Genomic DNA, 19266 nt, shown 5'->3' on the forward strand with positions numbered 1-19266 from the left:
TTAAGTATACGCCGTGATCTTCGCCTTGTGAACTCCTAGCTCTTTTTGAAATTGATCTTCGTATAGAAAATGGGAAAAATAATATGAATAGAACCGTTATATTTTGGCTAGTTTTTTTAGGGCTTTTTATAAGCGGTTTTATGCTAATTTCAGACGCAGTAAAACCATTTTTTATCGCATTTATAATATCTTACTTACTACAACCTGCTATAGGTTTTATCGCATCAAAATTTAAAATATCAAATAAATTTGCATCAAGAATAATTTATCTGATATTTTTGAGCATATTTTTCTTAAGCTTAACTATTTTAGTGCCGATAATTTATGGACAAGTTTTTACTTTTATAAATAATATTCCAAAATATAACAATTATTTACAGACAGAAATATTACCGCCTATAATGGTAAAAATTTATTCGATAGAACCTGATATTGCCGATAAAATCAAGAATTCTTTAAGCAATTTTATAAATAGTATATTTACTATACTTGGCAGTATTGCTAATAATTTTTGGCATTATACTATTATAACTATTAACATATTTGTTTTATTTTTATCTATACCTATAATATTATTCTATTTCTTACGTGATTGGGCTAAAATTATTGCAAACATGAAATCATTATTACCTATAAAAACCCGACCGAAAATCCTTGAAACATTATCGGCAATTAATAATCTGTTATCTGCTTACATAAGAGGACAGCTAAATATTTGCTTATTATTATCTACTTATTATAGTATTGCATTTACCGTAATAGGTATTGATCTCGCTCTTTTACTTGGCATTTTAACAGGATTTTTAGTTATTATTCCTTTCCTTGGTACTTTTATATCGTTTCTTTTAACTCTAATTATCGGCTATTTAACTTTTGGTGTAACTACCAAATTACTATATATAATGATAATTTATCTAGTGGGAAATATTTGCGAGTCTTATATTTTCACCCCTAAAATTATCGGTGATAAAATAGGGTTGCATCCTCTTTGGATTATATTCTCAATTTTTGCCTGCGGCAGTTTATTTGGAATTATTGGAATATTTTTTGCTATACCGATTGCAGGGATTACAAAAATTTTACTTTTGAATCTAATTAAATTTTATAAATCTAGCAAATTCTATCGAATAAACTGCTAAAAAATTCTTATAACAGTGCAGCAATATATATTTCGTTTTACTACTTCTAATAAATATCATCCTGATGAATTTATTGTTTCTAGTTCTAACGATCAAGCTTATAATATTATAAAAAATTGGCAGTGCGGCTTTGGTGTTACCCCTTATAAATTTACTTTATTAATTAAAGGACCTTCTTCGTCAGGCAAAACTTATTTAACCAAAATATGGCAAAATTTAAGCAATGCCTATATTATTAAAGATATTTTTTTTAATGAAGAAATTTTAGAAAAATATAATGCTTTCATCATTGAAGATATTGAAAACTGGCAAGAGCCGACATTACTTCATATATTTAATATTATTAACGAAAAACAAAAATATCTTTTACTTACCGCATCTGATAAAAGCAGAAATTTTACTTTACCCGATTTATCTTCACGTATTAAATCAGTACTTAGTATTCTATTAAACTCACCTGACGATGAATTAATCAAAATTCTAATATTTAAGCATTTTGCTATTTCTTCGGTAACAATATCCGGACAAATAATAGATTTTCTTTTAGTAAATTTGCCTAGGGAATATTCTAAAATTATAGAAATATTAGACAATATTAACTATTTTGCTTTAATTTCCAAAAGAAAAATAACAACTTCATTAGTCAAAGAAGTTTTAAATAAGTATAATCATAAAACATTGTAACTTTTTCCTTGACTTGAACTCTTCTCAATATAACCTTTCTATAAATTAACTTTTTAGAAAAAATTGTGTTGGGATACGAAAAAAAACAAAAAAGTTTAAACATTAATGAGCTTTTCTTTCTGCAATATGATACTCACGTTAATCGACTTCTTGCAGTTTTTTCTTTTTGTTCTACTTTTATTTTTAGACCCTTAGGAGCTTTATTATTTGGCTGGATAGGAGATAATATAGGTCGGAAATCCACAGTCATTATACCACTATTTTAATGTCATTTTCTTGCATCGTTATGGCTAATCTTCCTACTTATGCCCAGTAGGTGCGCTAGTGCCTGGATAGTAACAATATGCCGTATAGTGCAAGGTATATCATCCATGGGAGCGAGAGTAGGAGCAGAATTATATTTAACGGAATCTGTTGGAGTTCCTAAACGCTTTCCTGCCGTAGCATTTGTAAGGGTGTGTGCTAGCTTAGGATTAACTGTGGCCCTTGGCGTAGCAACCTTAGTTACATCCTATGGCTTTAATTGGCGTATCGCATTTTGGGTAGGTGCAGGAATTGCATTAATAGGTAGTGCTGCTAGGACTACTTTGCGAGAAACACCGGATTTTGTTGATGCTAAGCGTAGAATACAAGAAATGATAAAAGATAGTAATATAATTGATGTAGCAAAGATAAAAAATAATCCTGTATGGCAGGAAAAAGTTAATAAGAAGACTGCAATCTATTATTTTTTAATACAACTAGCACAACCAGTATGGTTTTATTTTGCTTATATTCATTGTAGTAATATACTTAAAGATTCGTTACACTATACCACTGAAGCAGTAATACATCAAAATTTCATTATTTCTATAGTAGAATTTTTTGTAGCACTAGCACTTACGTGTTTATGCTATAAATTTCATCCACTAAAAATTTTAAAAACGCAATTAGTAATATTTTTAACTTTTCTTCTATTTAGTCCATTAATATTAGATAATATAACGCAAGGTTGGCAAATTCTCTTAATTCCACTAATTGTAGTTACTTTTTCTCCAAGTGAATTCCCGACAATTCCAATATTTTATAAAAGTTTTCCGGTTTTTAAACGATTTACCTATGCTAGCTTTATATATGCTTATTCAAGAGCCGCTATGTATGTAATTAGTTCTTTTGGGCTTGTTTATTTAACAGAACGTTTTAATATTATTATAGGGTATAGCCTCGGTATATCACATTTTAATTAGTTATATACTGTATCTTCTTCAGCTAATTCGGTTTTAATTCTTTCAAGCAGAGCAAAAACCTTACAATATTCTTCAAGCTTTTCGTTTATTTTTTGCAGCTCATCTAAAGTACTACTAAAATCTTCTTGTATTAAATAGGTTTCTACAGTTTTATTCTGCTCTAATGTTTTAAGCATAATATCTTGTAACAATTTATTATAGTAATTTTCTAACTTAGGTGTATTTGACATAATGATTAATAAATAACTTTGTATTTTAATTAATATATGAATTTTTTAATAATACAATCACCTTTAGTTAGTTTATGTTATTATTTATCTCTCTTTGCTCTAATTAACACTAATTCATGATAAAGATTTACCTTAAATTTGCATTTTAAGTAATTTAATTATAGATAACTATTAACAAATTTTAATAATAGAAGAAAAAAATAAATATGCACAATCACTAGAAAAAGATTTAGATATTGTAAATGCATCATCCAATAATATAGACACAGTACCTAAAAAGCAGCCTCCAATATTTAGAAGTATGGATGATATAGAAGTTATACAAAGGCGTAACTTGGAGCGTATAATTTCTCAAGAAACAGTAAATAAGTAAAGATGATTTATATATACATAATGAGCAGCAACAAACGAAAGACAAAAGTAATAAAGGTACCAAATCATTATTTATAGCATCGGTTATAACAAATGGAATAAGTAATATAGTAAACGTGTCGGGGATATCAGCAGCTATAGTCGGTAATAATGTAGCACAAATAATTTCATCAATAAATATAGGATTACAAATCATTAAAAGGTTCTAAAGATTCGGTCAATCAGATCCATGATAGGATAAAGTTAATTAAGGAGCTAAACCATAATATTAATCAAGGAACACAAAAAGCAGATATAGGTAATTATAAAAATATACAAGCATTAGCAGAGATAGGATATAAACAAACTAATCAATAGACTTCTTGTATAACCTATCTTATAAAGAGGAAACACTCTCACCGCACACTGCAACATACAAAAAGTAGGTAAGGATATGAGTATCAGATTGACGTACAAATATTTTTCTCTCAATTAGTTTATTATCATACTATTAACATCATTAATGAATAGGTAAAAATAAGCTAATAAAGTTGTATTTTATTTCTTTATTTATCGTATAAAGCGAAATTTCCTATTGACTTTTATATAAAACAGTATAATTTCTTTACAATTTAACTTTTGTAAAGAAATTATGCTCGGCTATGAGAAAGAACAAAGAAGCTTAACACGTAAGCAAAAAGAAGCAATAGGACTATTATCTATTGGTACATTTCTTGAGTATTTTGACCTAATGCCTTACGTGCATATGGCAGTACTTTTAAATGATTTATTTTTTCCTAAGTATGATCCTTTTGTTAATTCACTTCTTAATGCTTTTGCGTTTTGTTCTACTTTCATTTTTAGACCGGTAGGGGCTATATTTGGTTGGATTGGTGACAATATAGGCAGAAAAAGTAACTGGTATTATCATCACAGCTATTATGGCAATTACCTGCATTATTACAGCAACTCTTTCTCCTTACTCAGAAATAGGTATAGCTGCTACTATAGTTATAACATTATGTAGAGTTGCTCAAGGGATCTCATCAATGGGCGAGATTATGGGGGCTCAAATTTACTTAACCGAAATCATAAAACCTCCTACTCAATATTCAAGCGTGGCTATGATTGCCACAGCATCTACTGTAGGAGGCGTTGCAGCACTCGGTATAGCATCTATAGTTACCAGCTATAGTTTTAGTTGGCGTATAGCCTTTTGGATGGGAGCAGTTATTGCCGTGATTGGACTAACTGCACGAACTACTTTACGGGAAATTCCTGTATTGGCAGATGCAAAACACCAACTTCAAGAAAGCTTAACTGATGCTGTTGAAAAAGGAGATGTAAATATTAAAAAATACCTTTGGTTACACCAGTGAACAGATCATACATAACAATTTTACAATTGTAAAATTATTAGTAAATTTAGGTTCATATATAATATTAACTTATCTATGCTATAAAATATATCCATTAATTCTTATAAAATTTAGGTTATTTTAGGTTATTAATATTTTGGTTATTTGCTTTTATATATCCTTATTTATTATCAACCGTAGCCAGTCCTTTTGCAGTTCTTTTTATACAATCATTTTTTATTATCTTTAGACCTGATGCTTTTCCTGCTGTACCTATATATATAAAACATTTTCCAATTTTTAAACGTTTTACCTATCCAAGTTGGTTATTTGCTTTATCACAATCCTTAATGCATATTATTACCTCTTTTGGACTAGTTTTTTTAGTTAAATATTTTGATAATTGGGGAATAAAGTCTCTTCAATAATTTTTTTAGCTTTCTCAGGTGATTTAGCTCCTAAAGTCTGTATATTATGGACCCTATCAAAAAGTTTTATAAGTGCTGTATTATATCTTTTCTGTCTGCTCCAAAAATGCCGTTAATCATTTCTTCAGTTAATTCTATATCCTCAATAGTATCATGAAGTAACTTATGGTCATAAAAAGCTTAGGAACTTCTTCAGCTACAAACTCCGCAAGCATAATCGTCACCTCAATCGGATTGGAGTAATAAGGATCACCTGATTGACGCATTTGAGAACCGTGATATTTACGAGCGTAGTAAATGCCTTTTTTAACCTCCTCTATATCAATAGGATTTTTTATTTTAGTGTTTAAATTTTCGAGTTTATCAAGTAATTTTTTAGCGTAAACGTATACTTCAAACTTTTTTTTCCCAGAGCCTATATCTTCCATAAAAGTTATTTTTTATTTTTTGTTAATAATAGTTGATTACAATTAAAGCAAAGTATTTTAACTTTAAATATATTAGCAACCTTTGGTTATTTTGTATTTTAACAACTATCATTTTACTTTATTAGCTGCTTTAACTTCCACTTCCTCGTACAATTTATACTTTGCTATTTTTTTTGAAAATCTAGTAAAAATAACGGCAAAAGTAATAAATAATGCGGAAACAGTAGAATTCAGAAAGGTTCCGACAAGATAAATTTAAAGGCGAGCGAGCTAGGCGTATATTAATATGTGAGCAAAGGCGATAGTACAAAATTCGCTTGTATCAAGCTTTATGAATTATGCTGTATATGAAAGATTCTAAAAACTCGTAATGTAATATTATAATGAAATACGTAACTATGGCTAAAGCGAGATAAAAAAGATACTGTTTTTCTTGATAGGTTTAACTATTGTAACATCTAAAACTGAAAAGCTTGAGTTTAAGCTTCATTCATTGTTTGATATTTTCGTTGAAATACTAAAAACTTTTGATTGGTGGGCGATGACGGACTCGAACCGCCGACACTCTCGGTGTAAACGAGATACTCTACCAGCTGAGCTAACCGCCCATATTTTTTATTAATTAGTAAAATAACATCATTTATAATTAATAAGAAGTATATAAACAATTTAGCAAAATTTTATTAGTTTTTGCTTTTAAATTACTACAAAGTGTTATTTACTTTCGTTCAAACTTTTTATTTGCCTTGATAATCTGCTGATTTTTCTTGAGGCGGTATTTAATTTAATTATATTTTTTTTCACACCTTGCATTATCTTAGACTGAGCAACAGATAAAGCTAAGTTAGCATTTTCTTTATTACCAAGACTGATTTCATGTACAACTTTCTTTATAAAAGTTTTTATTGCACTAGACCGTTTTTTATTGATTAGAGTTCTTTTTACTGTTTGTCTAGCAGCTTTTTTTGCTGAAGAATGATTAGCCATCACCGAGTCCCTTATATTTTAATTTTTAATTTCTTCATTAGCATCTTGCTGTATATTTCCTTTAGCATTAATATCTCTATCTACAAATTCAATATATGCTATCGGTGCTAAATCACCATAACGGAATCCGGCTTTTATTATTCTAGTATAACCACCAGGTCTATCTTTATATCTGGTACCTAAAATATTTATAAGCTTTTCTACTGCTTTTTTATCTTTTATTTTTGATAAAACGCTTCTTCTTACCGTTAAATCAGCTTTTTTAGCTTTAGTAATTAGAGTTTCAATGTAAGGTCTTAATTCCTTAGCTTTTGGTAAAGTAGTTTTAATTTGTTCATGGGTTACAAGCGCTACAGCCATATTAGCGAGCATTGCTTGCCTATGACTACTTGTTACATTTAACTTTCTGCCTTTAATTTTATGTCGCATTTTTTAGTCCTTAATTATAAGAATCTTCATAACGTTTAGATAATTCCTGAATATTTTCCGGTGGCCAATCCGGTACATCCATACCGAATCTTAAATTAAATTTTACCAATATTTCTTTAATCTCATTTAAAGATTTTCTACCGAAATTTGGAGTTCTCAGCATATCTGCTTCCGTTCTTTTTACTAGATCCCCTATATATATTATATTATCATTTTTCAAACAATTTGCCGATCTAACCGATAATTCCAATTCATCGACTCTCTTAAGTAAATAAGGTGAAAATGGTAAAGCATCAGTTTTAACTTGCTTATCTTCTTCCTGTTCTTCAAAAGAAATAAATAATTGTAATTGTTCCTGTAAAATACGTGCAGCTAAACCTACAGCCATTTCAGGTAATACATCACCGTTAGTTTCTACAAACATAATTAATTTATCATAATCGGTAACCTGACCTACCCTAGTATTTTCTACCTTATAAGTAACACTCTTTACCGGATTAAATAAAGCATCTATAGCTATCTCACCAATAGGTAAATTATCCTCATAACTATTTGTGCTAAGCACGTATCCTTTACCAACCTTGCAAGTTAATTCCATTTCAAGCTGCTTGTCCTTCGCTAGATCACAAATTACATGATCCGGATTCAGTATTTCTACATCATGACCTGTTTCAATCATACCGGCCGTTACAACACAAGGTCCTGTTACTTTTAATTTCATGATACGTTTTTCCGCAACATGCATTTTTACTTCAATACCTTTAATGTTTAAAATCACTTCCGATACATCTTCTCTTACACCGGGTATAGAAGAAAATTCATGTTCTACAGCAGGGATCTTTATAGAAGTGATAGCTGCTCCTTGTAAAGAAGAAAGTAATACTCTTCTCATAGCATTACCAAGTGTTAAACCAAAACCTCTTTCTAAAGGTTCAACTACAATTTTAGCTTTATTATTGGTTTCTGGAAAATTTTCATAAGCGACTTTATTCGGCTTTATTAAAGTATTCCAATTTTTACTTAACGATAACATTTAATACCTATGATTCTCTTATACTCTTCTTCTTTTTGGCGGTCTTACTCCATTATGAGCAATTGACGATACATCTAAAATTGATGTAACCACAAAATTTTGTCCGAATAAAGCTCTCATTGCTGATTCACGCTGAGCCCCCGGTCCTCCAATCCTAATAGAAATAGTTTTTAGACCATATTCTTTTGCTTTCTCCGATGCTCTATCAATTGTTACTTGAGCTGCATAAGGTGTTGCTTTTCTTGCCCCTTTAAACCCATTACCTCCTGCCGATGCAGAAGAAATAGTATTACCTTGGATATCAGTAAATGTTACTATAGTGTTATTAAATGATGCTCGGATATGCACAACACCAAGAGTGATAGTTTTTTTCTTTTTCTTAACTTTAACCGTCTGATTCATTATTTATACTCTATACTTAAACTATTATTTTACAGCTTTTTTCTTTCCGGCTATCGCAATAGCTTTACCTTTTCTAGTTCGAGCATTAGAATGCGTGTTCTGTCCTCTCACCGGCAACTTACGTATATGTCTAAGTCCTTGATAACATCTTATATCTTTCTTTTTCTTAATATTAAGCGTAACTTCTCGTCTTAAATCACCCTCAACTTTATACTCACTTTCAATAATATTACGTAAGCTTATTAACTCTTGATCTGTCAGTTCTTTCACTTTTTTATCTTTCGATACTTTTGCTTTATTACAGACCTCTGCTGCCATAGTAGTCCCAAGACCGTAAATGTAAGTTAAACTCACAACTAAACGTTTATTATCAGGAATATTAACACTTGCAATTCTTGCCACAAATAATCTCCAAAATTTTACTGGTAACTAAAAAATAATATAAAAATCTTTGATAAAGTCAATTTATTTTTAGTATTTCCTGTATATCAATTTCTATTTCTTGTTCATTTTTACTTCCATTAACTATATAAAAATTACCACTATTTTTATAATAATCTATTAACGGATATGTTTCTGTTTTATATACTTCAATTCTTTTTTTTATTACTTCTTCATTATCGTCTTTTCTATAATCAAATGTACTTGAACCGCAAACATCACATACATTACCAGTTTTAGGCTGCAAGAAGTAACTATTATATATCTTACCGCAATTTTTACAACTATATCTCCCTAAAATTCTTTTAATTAATAATTCATCTGAAACATCAAAATATATTATTTTAATTTTTTCTTTAATAAATGATTCAAAAAATTTCACTTGCTCTAAATTACGCGGATATCCATCTAATATGTAGCCATTTTTATATTCAGAGGATAATAAAAAATTTTTGATTACTTGATTAACTATTTCATTAGGGATAAGCTCCCCTTGCTTAACATAATTATTAATTAACTCTGCTTCACTAGTTGATGTTTTAATAATTGTTCTAAATATATCACCGATTGCTATATGTGGTAAATCAATTTTTTTAGCTATCTTTTTTCCTTGTGTTCCCTTTCCCGCTCCTGGAGGACCTAAAAAAATTACTATCACTATTTAAGCTCATTTTTAATTTTTTAATTTTACTTTCTTCATTAAACCTGCATACTTATTACTAAATAAGTAAGTTTGAATCTGAGTCATAGTATCAAGTACCACGTTCACCACAATTAAAAAACTCGTACCTCCTAAAGAAAGAGAAATTACATATTTATTCATTAATAGCTCCGGAATTACACATATTACACTTAAATATATCCCACCTATAACCGTAAGCCTTGTAAGTATATAATCAAAATAATCAGACGTATTTTTTCCTGGTCTTTTACCTGGAATATAAGCACCGTATTTTCTTAAATTATTAGCAGTTTCTTCAGAATTAAATACTATTGCAGTATAAAAAAAACTAAAAAACATAATTAATGCTATATATAATAAAATATATACGGGTTTTCCATGCCCTAAGTAATAAGTAAGCATGCCCATAGTTTCTGAATTACTATTAGAAAAATTAGCAAGCGTAGCAGGAAATAGTAAAATTGAACTAGCAAATATTGGAGGTATTACACCAGAAGTATTTAACTTGAGAGGCATATGGGTTGCTTCGCCTCCATAAATTTTATTTCCTACTTGTCTTTTAGGATACTGCACCAATAATTTTCTTTGGGCTTTTTCAAAAAATATAATTATAGCTATTAATACAACTACTCCAATACAAACAGCTATCGCTATTAAAGGCGATAATGCTCCTTTTCTTGATAATTCAAACATACTAATAATAGCACTAGGTACTCCCGAAATTATACCTATAAATATAATTAAAGACGTACCATTACCTATCCCGCGTTGTGTAATTTGTTCTCCTAACCACATTAATAGCATCGTGCCTACAACCAAAGTAATTACGGTTGTCACTCTAAAGAAAAAACCCGCTAAAACTACTACAGGACCGGTATTTGTTACAATCGACTCTAAACTTATAGCAACTCCATAAGCCTGAAAAGCAGCAAGCAGAACCGTTAAATATCTCGATAGCTGATTTACTTTTCTTTTGCCGCCTTCCCCTTCTTTTTTTAAATTTTCCAAAGGTTTATATGCAACTGACATTAATTGGATAATAATTGAGGCGGTAATATACGGCATAATTGCTAAAGCAAAAATGGACATTCTACCTAGCGATCCTCCGGATAGCATATTAAACATTCCGAGTATTCCGGATTGATTCTTTGCAGCCACACTACTTAAAGCAATTGAATCTATACCAGGTATAGGTATAAAAGACCCAAATCTACATACTATAAGAATGAGAATAGTAAAAACAATGCGACTAACTAAATCATTACCGGATTTTTTAGAAAAATTCTGCCCCATATACTATAATAATTTTCCACCTGCTTTCTCGATTAAATCCTTAGCTTTAGAAGAATAAGCATCTAATTTTAATGATAGAGGAGAAGCGAAATCATCACTACAAATAGATAATAATTTCACTAATTTCTTATTATTTTTATTATTAACTACTCCGGCTTCTACCAATTTTTCTTTCGTAATAGTATCATCAGCACTTAAACGCCCATCGGCTAATGCTTCTTCAATATTATAAATATTTATTATATTGTATTTTTTAGTTGAAATACAATTAAACCCTCTTTTAGGTAGTCTTTTGATCATAGGTGTTTGACCACCTTCAAAACCTTTTATTGCAACGCCGGATCTAGATTTTTGACCTTTAATTCCTCTACCACCGGTTTTTCCTTTACCACTACCAATACCGCGTGCTATTCTTTTCTTATTTTTTTTAGCACCTATATTATTATATAATTCATTTAATTTCATTTAAAAACTCTAATTACATATTTTCTATTTTTAACAAATGCTTTACTTTTTCAACCATCCCTTTGATTGAATTAGTATTTGCAAGAATAACGCTCTTATTAATTTTGTTTAAACCAAGCCCAACTAATATCAATCTTTGATCATACTTACGACCTATAGCACTTTGAATTTGAGTAATTTTTATATTATTGATCTTATTATTCATAACTTCACCTTACTTACGCAACATTATTCATTAACTTGAATGTCAGAAGATTTTACAGATATTTCATTTACTTTTTTATCTCTTCTCATAGCAATAGATTTTGGTGATGCAAGTTTATTTAATGCATCAAATGTTGCAGAAATCATTGCGTAAACATTCGTTGAACCTATTGATTTAGCAACAATATCATGAACGCCTAAAGAGTCAAAAATTGCTCTCATAGATCCTCCGGCTATAACGCCTGTACCTGCTTTAGCTCTTCTTAAAATCACTTTAGCAGCTCCACTTTTACCGACAACGTCATGGTGAATAGTCCTATTTTGATATAACGGTACTTTCATCATTCTCTTTTTAGCGGCTTGTTTTGCCTTGCCTCGAGCTTCATTTACTTCTTTAGCTTTTCCGTGTCCCGCTCCGACTCTGCCGGTTTTATCACCGACAACTACATAAGCAGAAAAAGCAAATCTTCTACCGCCTTTTACTACTTTTGTAACTCTATTTACATCAACTAAAACTTCACTTAAAGTCTCGTCATTTTTTTTAACTTTAGACATTACTACAACCTTATAACCTAAAATTTTATTTTCTCTCTAGCTGCATCAGCTAGAGCTTTTACAACACCGTGATACTTATATCCGCCTCTATCAAACACTACGTCTTTTATCCCTGCAAAATCAGCTTTTTTTGCTATTTCTTCGCCTACTTTGATAGCATTTTCAATATTACAATGAGATTTTTTTAATTTTTTTATTTTCTCATCTAAAGTTGAAGCAGAAGCAATCGTTACAGACTTAGAATCATCAATAATTTGTGCATATATATGTCTACCTGACTTAAATATTGATAATCTAACTCTATTGGATGTTTTAGATATTTTACTTCTTATTCTACTTCTTCTTTTTTCAAATTTTAGCTTAGCACTACGCATATTTAACTCTTAAATTTAATTTTTCTTACCTTCTTTACGCGGTATAAATTGATTTTCAAATTTAATTCCTTTTCCTTTATAAGGCTCAGGTGGTCTCTGTTTTATAATAATTGAAGCAAATTGTCCTAATTTTTCTTTATCTGTTCCCTCAAGAATAATAATATTTTGCTTAGGCACCTCTATTTTAATATCTGAAGGTATTTCAATTTTTGTATTATGACTTTTAGCAAGCATTAAATTTAAATATTTACCTTTTACCATTGCCCTGTAACCGACTCCGTTAATTTCGAGTTTAAGCTTAAAACCTTCTTTAACGCCGATAACCATATTTGATATTATGCTTCTTGCAGTACCCCACATAGCACGTGCATTTTTATTTGCGGCTAAAGGTTTTACTAAAAGCTTATTTTCTGCCAATGAAATTGCTATATTACCTTTAAAAGTTTTTGATAACTCGCCTTTAGGTCCGGATATTTTTACTTCTAAATCATTTAAACCAATTTTCACACCTTCAGGTATAGTAATCGGCAATTTTCCAACACGTGACATTTTTTTACCTTAAAATACTTTACAAATTACTTCGCCGCCGACATTTTTAATATGAGCTTCCCTATCAGACATAACACCGTAAGGAGTAGAAAGAATATATATACCCATATTATTATAATATCCCTTCAAATCTTTAATAGCAGAATATACTCTTTTTCCAGGCTTTGATACTCTATGAATTTCGCATATAGAAGCATCGCCATTAACAGAGTATTTTAAAGCTACCTCAGTATAACTAATATTATTTTTTTGAGTAGTTATATAATCTTTTATATAACCTTCTTTTTGCAAAACATCTAAAATCGAAGTTTTAATTTTAGAACTAGGAAAAGAAACATTTATCAATTTGCTTTTATAAGCATTTCTAATTCTAGTTAACATATCTGCTACATTATCCGTCATTGACATATGATTTACCTATCGACTTTTACCAACTTGACTTAACTACACCGGGAACTAAGCCTCTGCCTATTAATTCCCTAAGCTTATTCCTCGATATACCAAACTTTCTTGTAACACCTCTTGGTCTACCTGTAAGCTCACATCTATTTCTTATTCTAGTAGATGATGAATTTCTAGGTAATTGTGCAAGTGACATTACCAAAGAAAAACGCTCTTCTAACGAAATATTTTTATCATAAATTTTACTTTTTAGTGCTAAACGTTTATTATGTAAACTTTGTGATTTTTTTTTCCTACTTTCGTTCTTTTTTATAGAACTTACTTTTGCCATTATATATATCCTAAAAATTAATTATAAAAAGGTAAATTAAACCCTGATAACAAAAATTTACTTTCTTGATCTGTTTTAGCAGATGTAACGATTGTAATATCCATACCCCTTATTGTATCGATTTTATCGTAATTAATTTCAGGAAAAACTATCTGCTCTTTTAATCCAAAAGTAAAATTCCCTTTACCATCAAAACTTTTATAAGAAAAACCACGAAATTCCTTAACACGGGGTAATGCAACAATTACTAACCTCTCTAAAAAATCATACATTCTATCTTTACGTAATGTAACCTTGCAGCCTATTTTCATATTTTCGCGTAACTTAAAAGTTGCAATAGATTTTCTTGCTAACGTTACAACCGGCTTCTGACCGGAAATCAAAGTAAGATCATTTACTGCATTATTAATTACTTTGGAATCGGCTGTTGCTTCCCCTACTCCCATATTTATAACAACTTTCTTAATTTGCGGTATTTCGTGTTTATTTTTATAAGAAAATTTTTTTTGTAAGTTTTCAATAATTTTTTGCTGATATAATTCTTTAAATCTTAACATTATTTACCTTCCTTACCGATAATTTCCCCTGATTTCTTTGCTACTCTAACCTTAGAACCGTCTTCTAAGAATTTAAAAGCTACCTTGGTAGGGTTACCGGCTTTTGGATCGATGTGTGCAATATTTGAGATATGTATAGGTAATTCTTTAGTTATTATCCCGCCTTCACTCATTTGATTAGATTTAGTATGCTTTTTTACTAAATTTACTCCAGCAACAATTACTTTACTGTCCTCTGGGAAAACTTTTAATATTTTACCTTTTTTTCCTTTGTGCTTTCCGGTAATAACAACAACTTCATCACCTTTTTTTACTTTTAATTTAATCATTTATAACACTTCCTCTGCAAGCGACATTATTCTAACATATTTTTTCGTTCTCAGTTCTCTTGTCACAGGACCGAAAACTCTAGTACCGATAGGTTCATCTTGTTTATTCAAAAGCACTAATGCGTTTTTATCAAATTTTATTGTACTACCGTCAGGTCTTACTACTCCAGTCTTTGTACGAACAATCACGCCTTTATAAACATCACCCTTTTTAACCTTACCGCCGGGTATAGCGTCTTTAACAGATACAACTATAACATCACCCAGCTTTGCCACCATATGGTGAGAGCCACCTAAAACTTTAATACACATAACTTTTTTAGCACCGGAATTATCTGCAACTTCCAAGATGCTCTGCATTTGAATCATAAACTACTTCCAATTTTTTATACACGAGAAATAAAATAAACAATCTACCTTATAAAGTCAAAGATTAAAAAACTTTATTCCCCATTTACCACTACCCATGTTTTGGTTTTTGAGATAGGACGACCTTCAATTATACTAACTTTATCTCCTTCTTGATATTTATTTTTTGAATCATGAGCAGCATATCTTTTAGATACTTTCACGAATTTTTTATAAATAGGATGCTTAAATTTTCTTTCTACTTTCACTGTAACCGTCTTATCAGCTTTTGAACTTATAACCACACCTTGTAACACTCTTTTCGGCATTTTAATATCCCTCACTATTAGATCTTTTTGTTAATTCAGTTTTAATACGTGCTATAGACTTTTTGACTAACGAAAACCTACTAGTATTTTTTAACTCACCTAAAGCTTGTTGAAATCTTAAATTAAACAATTCTTTTTTTAAAAGATTAAGGTTTTTATAAAGCTCTTCTATTGTTTCAGTAGATAACTTACTTCTTAATAATTTTAAATCATTCATAACGTCTCACTATCCTTGTTCTAACAGGTAATTTTGCACTTGCAAGCTCCAAAGCTCTAAGTGCGACATTTTCTTCTACCCCTTCAATTTCAAACATAATTCTTCCAGGCGAAACTCTAACTGCAAAAAATTCAGGAGAACCTTTACCTTTACCCATTCTTACTTCGGCAGGCTTTTTAGAAACGGGAACATCCGGAAAAATGCGAATCCATAATCTTCCTTGCCTTTTCATACATCTAGTAGCAGCTTTTCTTCCTGCTTCTATTTGTCCTGCGGTAACACGCCAACCGTCTATAGATTTTAGACCAAATGATCCAAAAGCAAGCGTCGTACCTGCTTTTGCTTTTGAAGCAACTCTACCCTTATGAGCTTTTCTAAATTTTTGTTTTTTCGGAGCTAACATTTTAATACTTAAAATTAATTATATCTTTTATTTTCTGTATATTCACCTTTATAAATCCACACTTTAACCCCTATAACTCCATAAGTAGTTATAGCCTCAGCTGTTGAATAATCAATATCAGCTCTTAAAGTATGTAACGGCATTCTTCCTTCTATATACCATTCGGTTCTAGCAATTTCAGCACCTCCAAGTCGTCCTGAACAACTAACCCTGATACCTTGTCCACCTTGTTTAAATGAAGCCTGAATTGCTGTTTTCATGGCTTTTCTAAAAGAAACTCTTTTTTCAAGCTGTAGTGCTATAGTTTGAGCTACTATAGCAGCATCTATATTAAATTTTCTAACTTCGTGAATATTTATATAAACTTCTTTTAAAGAAGTCATTTTCTCGATAGCTTTTTTTAGCTTATCAATTTCACTACCGTTTCTACCGATAATGATATTTGGTTTTTTGGCATTAATATTAATTATAATACTTTTATTAGAAGGGCGTTCAATTAAAACTCTACTAATTTGAGCTTGATTAAGACCCTTATTTATTAAATCCCTAATTTTTAAATCTTGTATAAAAAGAGTTTTATAATGTTTTTCTGCATATAATACTGAATCCCAACCTTTAATTAAAGTCGGTCCAACTCTAAAACCATGTGCACAAACTTTCTGCCCCATTTTAATTATCCTCTTTTTCTGTAACAGTTATATAAAGATTACTAAAAAACTTATTTATTCTAGTTGCTCTTCCTTTTGCTCTTGGCATAACTCTTTTCATTACTAAAGCCTTACCTACAGTCGCTTTAGTAATAACCAATCTATCTATATCTAGACCTAAATTATTTTCAGCATTAGCAACAGCAGATTGTAAACAATCTTTTACAACTTTTGCAATTCTCTTAGGAGAAAAAGTTAATTGTACCAATGCTTCAGATACTTTCATATTTCTAATAAAGGCTGCAACTAAATTGAGCTTCCTTGAACTTACTCTAATAGACTTAGCTTGTGCCGTAGCAAAATTTTTATTTTCCTGTACCATATAAATCTTTACTTTCTTTTGACTTTTTTATCTGCTCCATGACCGTGAAATGTTCTAGTAGGAGCAAACTCACCTAATTTTCTTCCAACCATTTCTTCATTTACAGAAACCGGAATAAATTTATTTCCATTATGAACAGAAAAGGTAAACCCTACAAAAATAGGTAAAATCGTTGATCTTCTAGACCAAGTTTTAATCATTTCAGATTTACCTGATTCCATTAATTTTTGAACTTTCTTTATTAAATAACCGTCTACAAAAGGCCCTTTCCATATTGAACGTGCCATACTAATACCTAATTAATTTAAAATCTATTTTCTTTTCTTTACGATAAATTTTGAAGTACGCTTATTTTTACGTGTCTTCTTACCCTTTGTTGGGAATCCCCAAGGAGTAACAGGATGGCGACCTCCTGAAGTTTTACCTTCACCACCGCCATGAGGGTGATCTACAGGATTCATTGCTACACCTCTAACATGCGGTCTCCAACCTAGCCATCTATTTCTACCTGCTTTGCCTAAATTAATATTTTTTTGATCCGGATTAGATATACTACCTATAGTAGCTTTACAATCTAAAGGTACTAACCTAAATTCACCTGATCTTAATTTAATCTGAGCATATCCTAAATCTTTACCCACTAGATCTACTGAAGTACCTGCAGACCTTGCAATTTGACCGCCCTTACCGACTTTCATTTCAACATTATGTAAAGTAGTACCGATAGGAATGAATTTTAAAGGTAAACAATTTCCTATTCTTATATCAGCATCTTGACTTGATATTACTCTATCACCTACAGATAATTTTTGCGGTGCTAGAATATAAGAATATTCCCCATCTTCATATTTTATTAAAGCAATAAAAGCAGTTCTATTAGGGTCATACTCTATTCTTTCAACAATAGCAGAAATATCGACTTTATTTCTTTTAAAATCAACAATACGATATAATTTTTTGTGTCCTCCACCTCTGTGCCAAGAAGTAATTCTACCTTGATTATTTCGTCCACCGGTTTTAGATATACCTTTGGTCAAAGATTTTAAAGGTCTGCCTTTCCATAAACTAGTTTTATCAACTTGAACTAACTCTCTAAGAGAAGGAGTAATTGGATTAAAGTTTTTTAAAGCCATTTATTTAATTCCTCCGGCAAAATCGATATTATGGTCTTTTTCTAATGTAACAATAGCTTTCTTTCTATTGATTTGAGTCCCTACAATTCCTTTAAATCTTTTCTTCTTACCTTTAAAGTTTAAAATATTCACTTTTTTTACTTTTACTTTAAATATTTCTTCTATAGCCTTTTTAACGGTAAGTTTTTCAGCAAATTTATCTACATAAAAAGCGTATTTATTTTGTTCCGAAAGGGTTGTAGTTTTTTCTGTAATAATAGGTTTTCTAATTAAATCGTAGTATTTATAAGAACTCATCTTAACCTCTCTTCTAAAACGCTCACTGCCTCTTGTGATAATAGGACATATTCATGTCGTATTATATCATAAACATTTGCTCCTATTTGTGGAACAATCACAGTATTATAAATATTTTTTGCAGCTAAAGAAAAATTAATATCCACTTCATTTCCGTCTATTACAAAGAAACTTTTCCCTTGAAATTTGTTTAATATATTTACAAGAGCAGAAGTTTTAGGCTTATCTAGCTTTAAAGAATCTATTACTAATAATTTTCCTTCAGCGAATTTCTCGGATAAAGCATGAATTAAACCAAGTTTTCGTACTTTTTTAGGTAATTTTGTTGCATGACTACGTACTCTAGGTCCATGAGCTACACCACCACCACGCATCTGTACCGATCTAAGGGAGCCTTGTCTTGCATTACCTGTACCTTTTTGTTTAAAAGGTTTTTTTGTAGTTCCTAATACTTCTGATACTGTTTTAGTTTTGTGGTTACCGGACATTGCCTTAGCTCTCTGCCAATCAATAACCTGCTTTACTATATCATCTCTGATAAATTCAACAGCAAATATATCTTCATTTAAGCTAATCTCACCAACTTCTTCATTAGCAAGACTTAATATTTTAGTTTTCATCTTTATTTAACCT

31 protein-coding genes, 1 tRNA gene and 1 pseudogene are annotated in these 19266 nt (G+C 30.4%); 4 read left to right on the forward strand and 29 right to left on the reverse strand.

The annotated features are described in order from the left end of the window. Positions 1-83 precede the first annotated feature (83 nt). From MCI_RS02000 to MCI_RS07380, 3 genes are all read left to right on the forward strand, one after another. Positions 84-1139 carry an AI-2E family transporter gene (locus tag MCI_RS02000; protein WP_014409451.1) on the forward strand — a complete coding sequence of 352 codons (1056 nt, stop codon included), beginning with the start codon at positions 84-86 and terminating at the stop codon, positions 1137-1139. Between the two features lie 15 nt (positions 1140-1154). Then, entirely contained in the window at positions 1155-1823 is a 669-nt protein-coding gene (locus MCI_RS02005) for an HdaA/DnaA family protein (protein WP_014409452.1), read from the forward strand. 305 nt (positions 1824-2128) lie between these two features. After that, the gene (locus MCI_RS07380) at positions 2129-3049 is read left to right on the forward strand and encodes an MFS transporter (RefSeq protein ID WP_083837077.1); all 921 of its coding nucleotides are present in this window, start codon (positions 2129-2131) and stop codon (positions 3047-3049) included. Here the strand turns inward: MCI_RS07380 and MCI_RS02015 are convergent. After that, the gene (locus MCI_RS02015; protein ID WP_014409454.1) at positions 3046-3279 is read right to left on the reverse strand and encodes a hypothetical protein; all 234 of its coding nucleotides are present in this window, start codon (positions 3277-3279) and stop codon (positions 3046-3048) included. The two genes, MCI_RS07380 and MCI_RS02015, sit on opposite strands and share 4 nt — an antisense overlap. A gap of 1292 nt (positions 3280-4571) precedes the next feature. On the opposite strand from MCI_RS02015, the gene MCI_RS09515 reads away from it, so the two are divergent. After that, complete coding sequence (locus MCI_RS09515; RefSeq protein ID WP_014409455.1) at positions 4572-5009, forward strand: MFS transporter; 438 nt, start codon at positions 4572-4574, stop codon at positions 5007-5009. 390 nt (positions 5010-5399) lie between these two features. On the opposite strand, the pseudogene MCI_RS08420 reads toward MCI_RS09515, so the two are convergent. The 28 genes and pseudogenes from MCI_RS08420 to rplD form a co-directional block, all read right to left on the reverse strand. Then, positions 5400-5844 (reverse strand): annotated as a pseudogene (locus tag MCI_RS08420) (guanosine polyphosphate pyrophosphohydrolase); the annotation flags it as partial. Positions 5845-6376: 532 nt separating this feature from the next. Beyond that, positions 6377-6452, reverse strand: a tRNA-Val gene (locus MCI_RS02030). Between the two features lie 106 nt (positions 6453-6558). Beyond that, entirely contained in the window at positions 6559-6831 is a 273-nt protein-coding gene (gene rpsT / locus MCI_RS02035; RefSeq protein ID WP_014365557.1) for a 30S ribosomal protein S20, read from the reverse strand. Between the two features lie 18 nt (positions 6832-6849). Then, positions 6850-7260: a 50S ribosomal protein L17 gene (gene rplQ, locus MCI_RS02040; protein WP_014409457.1), complete on the reverse strand. Its 411-nt coding sequence runs from the start codon at positions 7258-7260 to the stop codon at positions 6850-6852. Positions 7261-7270: 10 nt separating this feature from the next. Continuing rightward, complete coding sequence (locus MCI_RS02045; protein ID WP_014409458.1) at positions 7271-8293, reverse strand: DNA-directed RNA polymerase subunit alpha; 1023 nt, start codon at positions 8291-8293, stop codon at positions 7271-7273. Between the two features lie 18 nt (positions 8294-8311). Next, a complete protein-coding gene (rpsK, locus tag MCI_RS02050) occupies positions 8312-8695 on the reverse strand; it encodes a 30S ribosomal protein S11 (protein ID WP_008580920.1) in 384 nt (127 codons plus the stop codon). A gap of 24 nt (positions 8696-8719) precedes the next feature. Further along, positions 8720-9097 carry a 30S ribosomal protein S13 gene (rpsM, locus tag MCI_RS02055; RefSeq protein WP_014409459.1) on the reverse strand — a complete coding sequence of 126 codons (378 nt, stop codon included), beginning with the start codon at positions 9095-9097 and terminating at the stop codon, positions 8720-8722. Positions 9098-9155: 58 nt separating this feature from the next. Beyond that, positions 9156-9794 (reverse strand): adenylate kinase, encoded by a 639-nt coding sequence (locus MCI_RS02060; RefSeq protein ID WP_014409460.1) that lies wholly within the window; start codon positions 9792-9794, stop codon positions 9156-9158. A gap of 15 nt (positions 9795-9809) precedes the next feature. After that, positions 9810-11111, reverse strand: a complete 1302-nt coding sequence (secY, locus tag MCI_RS02065) for a preprotein translocase subunit SecY (RefSeq protein WP_014409461.1) — start codon at positions 11109-11111, stop codon at positions 9810-9812. A 3-nt stretch (positions 11112-11114) separates the two neighbouring features. Continuing rightward, positions 11115-11576 carry a 50S ribosomal protein L15 gene (gene rplO, locus MCI_RS02070; RefSeq protein ID WP_014409462.1) on the reverse strand — a complete coding sequence of 154 codons (462 nt, stop codon included), beginning with the start codon at positions 11574-11576 and terminating at the stop codon, positions 11115-11117. A 13-nt stretch (positions 11577-11589) separates the two neighbouring features. Then, positions 11590-11781 (reverse strand): 50S ribosomal protein L30, encoded by a 192-nt coding sequence (gene rpmD, locus MCI_RS02075; RefSeq protein WP_014409463.1) that lies wholly within the window; start codon positions 11779-11781, stop codon positions 11590-11592. Positions 11782-11804: 23 nt separating this feature from the next. After that, positions 11805-12335 (reverse strand): 30S ribosomal protein S5, encoded by a 531-nt coding sequence (gene rpsE, locus MCI_RS02080; RefSeq protein WP_014409464.1) that lies wholly within the window; start codon positions 12333-12335, stop codon positions 11805-11807. A 17-nt stretch (positions 12336-12352) separates the two neighbouring features. Next, positions 12353-12709, reverse strand: coding sequence for a 50S ribosomal protein L18 (gene rplR / locus MCI_RS02085; protein WP_014409465.1), 357 nt, complete (start codon positions 12707-12709; stop codon positions 12353-12355). Between the two features lie 15 nt (positions 12710-12724). Continuing rightward, positions 12725-13258, reverse strand: coding sequence for a 50S ribosomal protein L6 (gene rplF / locus MCI_RS02090; protein WP_014409466.1), 534 nt, complete (start codon positions 13256-13258; stop codon positions 12725-12727). A gap of 9 nt (positions 13259-13267) precedes the next feature. Then, positions 13268-13666, reverse strand: coding sequence for a 30S ribosomal protein S8 (gene rpsH, locus MCI_RS02095; protein ID WP_010977581.1), 399 nt, complete (start codon positions 13664-13666; stop codon positions 13268-13270). 19 nt (positions 13667-13685) lie between these two features. Continuing rightward, positions 13686-13991, reverse strand: a complete 306-nt coding sequence (gene rpsN / locus MCI_RS02100) for a 30S ribosomal protein S14 (RefSeq protein WP_008580947.1) — start codon at positions 13989-13991, stop codon at positions 13686-13688. A gap of 17 nt (positions 13992-14008) precedes the next feature. Further along, positions 14009-14548, reverse strand: coding sequence for a 50S ribosomal protein L5 (rplE, locus tag MCI_RS02105; protein ID WP_014409467.1), 540 nt, complete (start codon positions 14546-14548; stop codon positions 14009-14011). Further along, a complete protein-coding gene (gene rplX / locus MCI_RS02110) occupies positions 14548-14877 on the reverse strand; it encodes a 50S ribosomal protein L24 (RefSeq protein WP_014409468.1) in 330 nt (109 codons plus the stop codon). Before rplX ends, rplE begins: the two co-directional genes overlap by 1 nt. Next, entirely contained in the window at positions 14878-15246 is a 369-nt protein-coding gene (gene rplN, locus MCI_RS02115; protein WP_014409469.1) for a 50S ribosomal protein L14, read from the reverse strand. Between the two features lie 74 nt (positions 15247-15320). Beyond that, positions 15321-15554 carry a 30S ribosomal protein S17 gene (gene rpsQ / locus MCI_RS02120; RefSeq protein ID WP_014409470.1) on the reverse strand — a complete coding sequence of 78 codons (234 nt, stop codon included), beginning with the start codon at positions 15552-15554 and terminating at the stop codon, positions 15321-15323. Position 15555: 1 nt separating this feature from the next. Continuing rightward, entirely contained in the window at positions 15556-15771 is a 216-nt protein-coding gene (gene rpmC, locus MCI_RS02125; protein ID WP_014409471.1) for a 50S ribosomal protein L29, read from the reverse strand. Beyond that, a complete protein-coding gene (gene rplP, locus MCI_RS02130) occupies positions 15764-16174 on the reverse strand; it encodes a 50S ribosomal protein L16 (RefSeq protein WP_014409472.1) in 411 nt (136 codons plus the stop codon). The genes rpmC and rplP overlap by 8 nt, the downstream gene beginning before the upstream one ends. Positions 16175-16188: 14 nt before the next feature. Then, complete coding sequence (gene rpsC / locus MCI_RS02135; RefSeq protein WP_014409473.1) at positions 16189-16842, reverse strand: 30S ribosomal protein S3; 654 nt, start codon at positions 16840-16842, stop codon at positions 16189-16191. Position 16843: 1 nt separating this feature from the next. Further along, a complete protein-coding gene (rplV, locus tag MCI_RS02140; protein ID WP_004997796.1) occupies positions 16844-17203 on the reverse strand; it encodes a 50S ribosomal protein L22 in 360 nt (119 codons plus the stop codon). 8 nt (positions 17204-17211) lie between these two features. Beyond that, positions 17212-17490, reverse strand: a complete 279-nt coding sequence (gene rpsS, locus MCI_RS02145; protein WP_008580964.1) for a 30S ribosomal protein S19 — start codon at positions 17488-17490, stop codon at positions 17212-17214. Positions 17491-17514: 24 nt separating this feature from the next. Next, positions 17515-18336 (reverse strand): 50S ribosomal protein L2, encoded by an 822-nt coding sequence (gene rplB / locus MCI_RS02150; protein WP_014409474.1) that lies wholly within the window; start codon positions 18334-18336, stop codon positions 17515-17517. Next, positions 18337-18633, reverse strand: a complete 297-nt coding sequence (gene rplW, locus MCI_RS02155) for a 50S ribosomal protein L23 (RefSeq protein WP_014409475.1) — start codon at positions 18631-18633, stop codon at positions 18337-18339. Continuing rightward, the gene (rplD, locus tag MCI_RS02160) at positions 18630-19253 is read right to left on the reverse strand and encodes a 50S ribosomal protein L4 (protein ID WP_014409476.1); all 624 of its coding nucleotides are present in this window, start codon (positions 19251-19253) and stop codon (positions 18630-18632) included. The genes rplW and rplD overlap by 4 nt, the downstream gene beginning before the upstream one ends. Positions 19254-19266: the final 13 nt, after the last annotated feature.

The organism is Rickettsia montanensis str. OSU 85-930 (assembly GCF_000284175.1).
GTDB lineage: Bacteria > Pseudomonadota > Alphaproteobacteria > Rickettsiales > Rickettsiaceae > Rickettsia > Rickettsia rickettsii.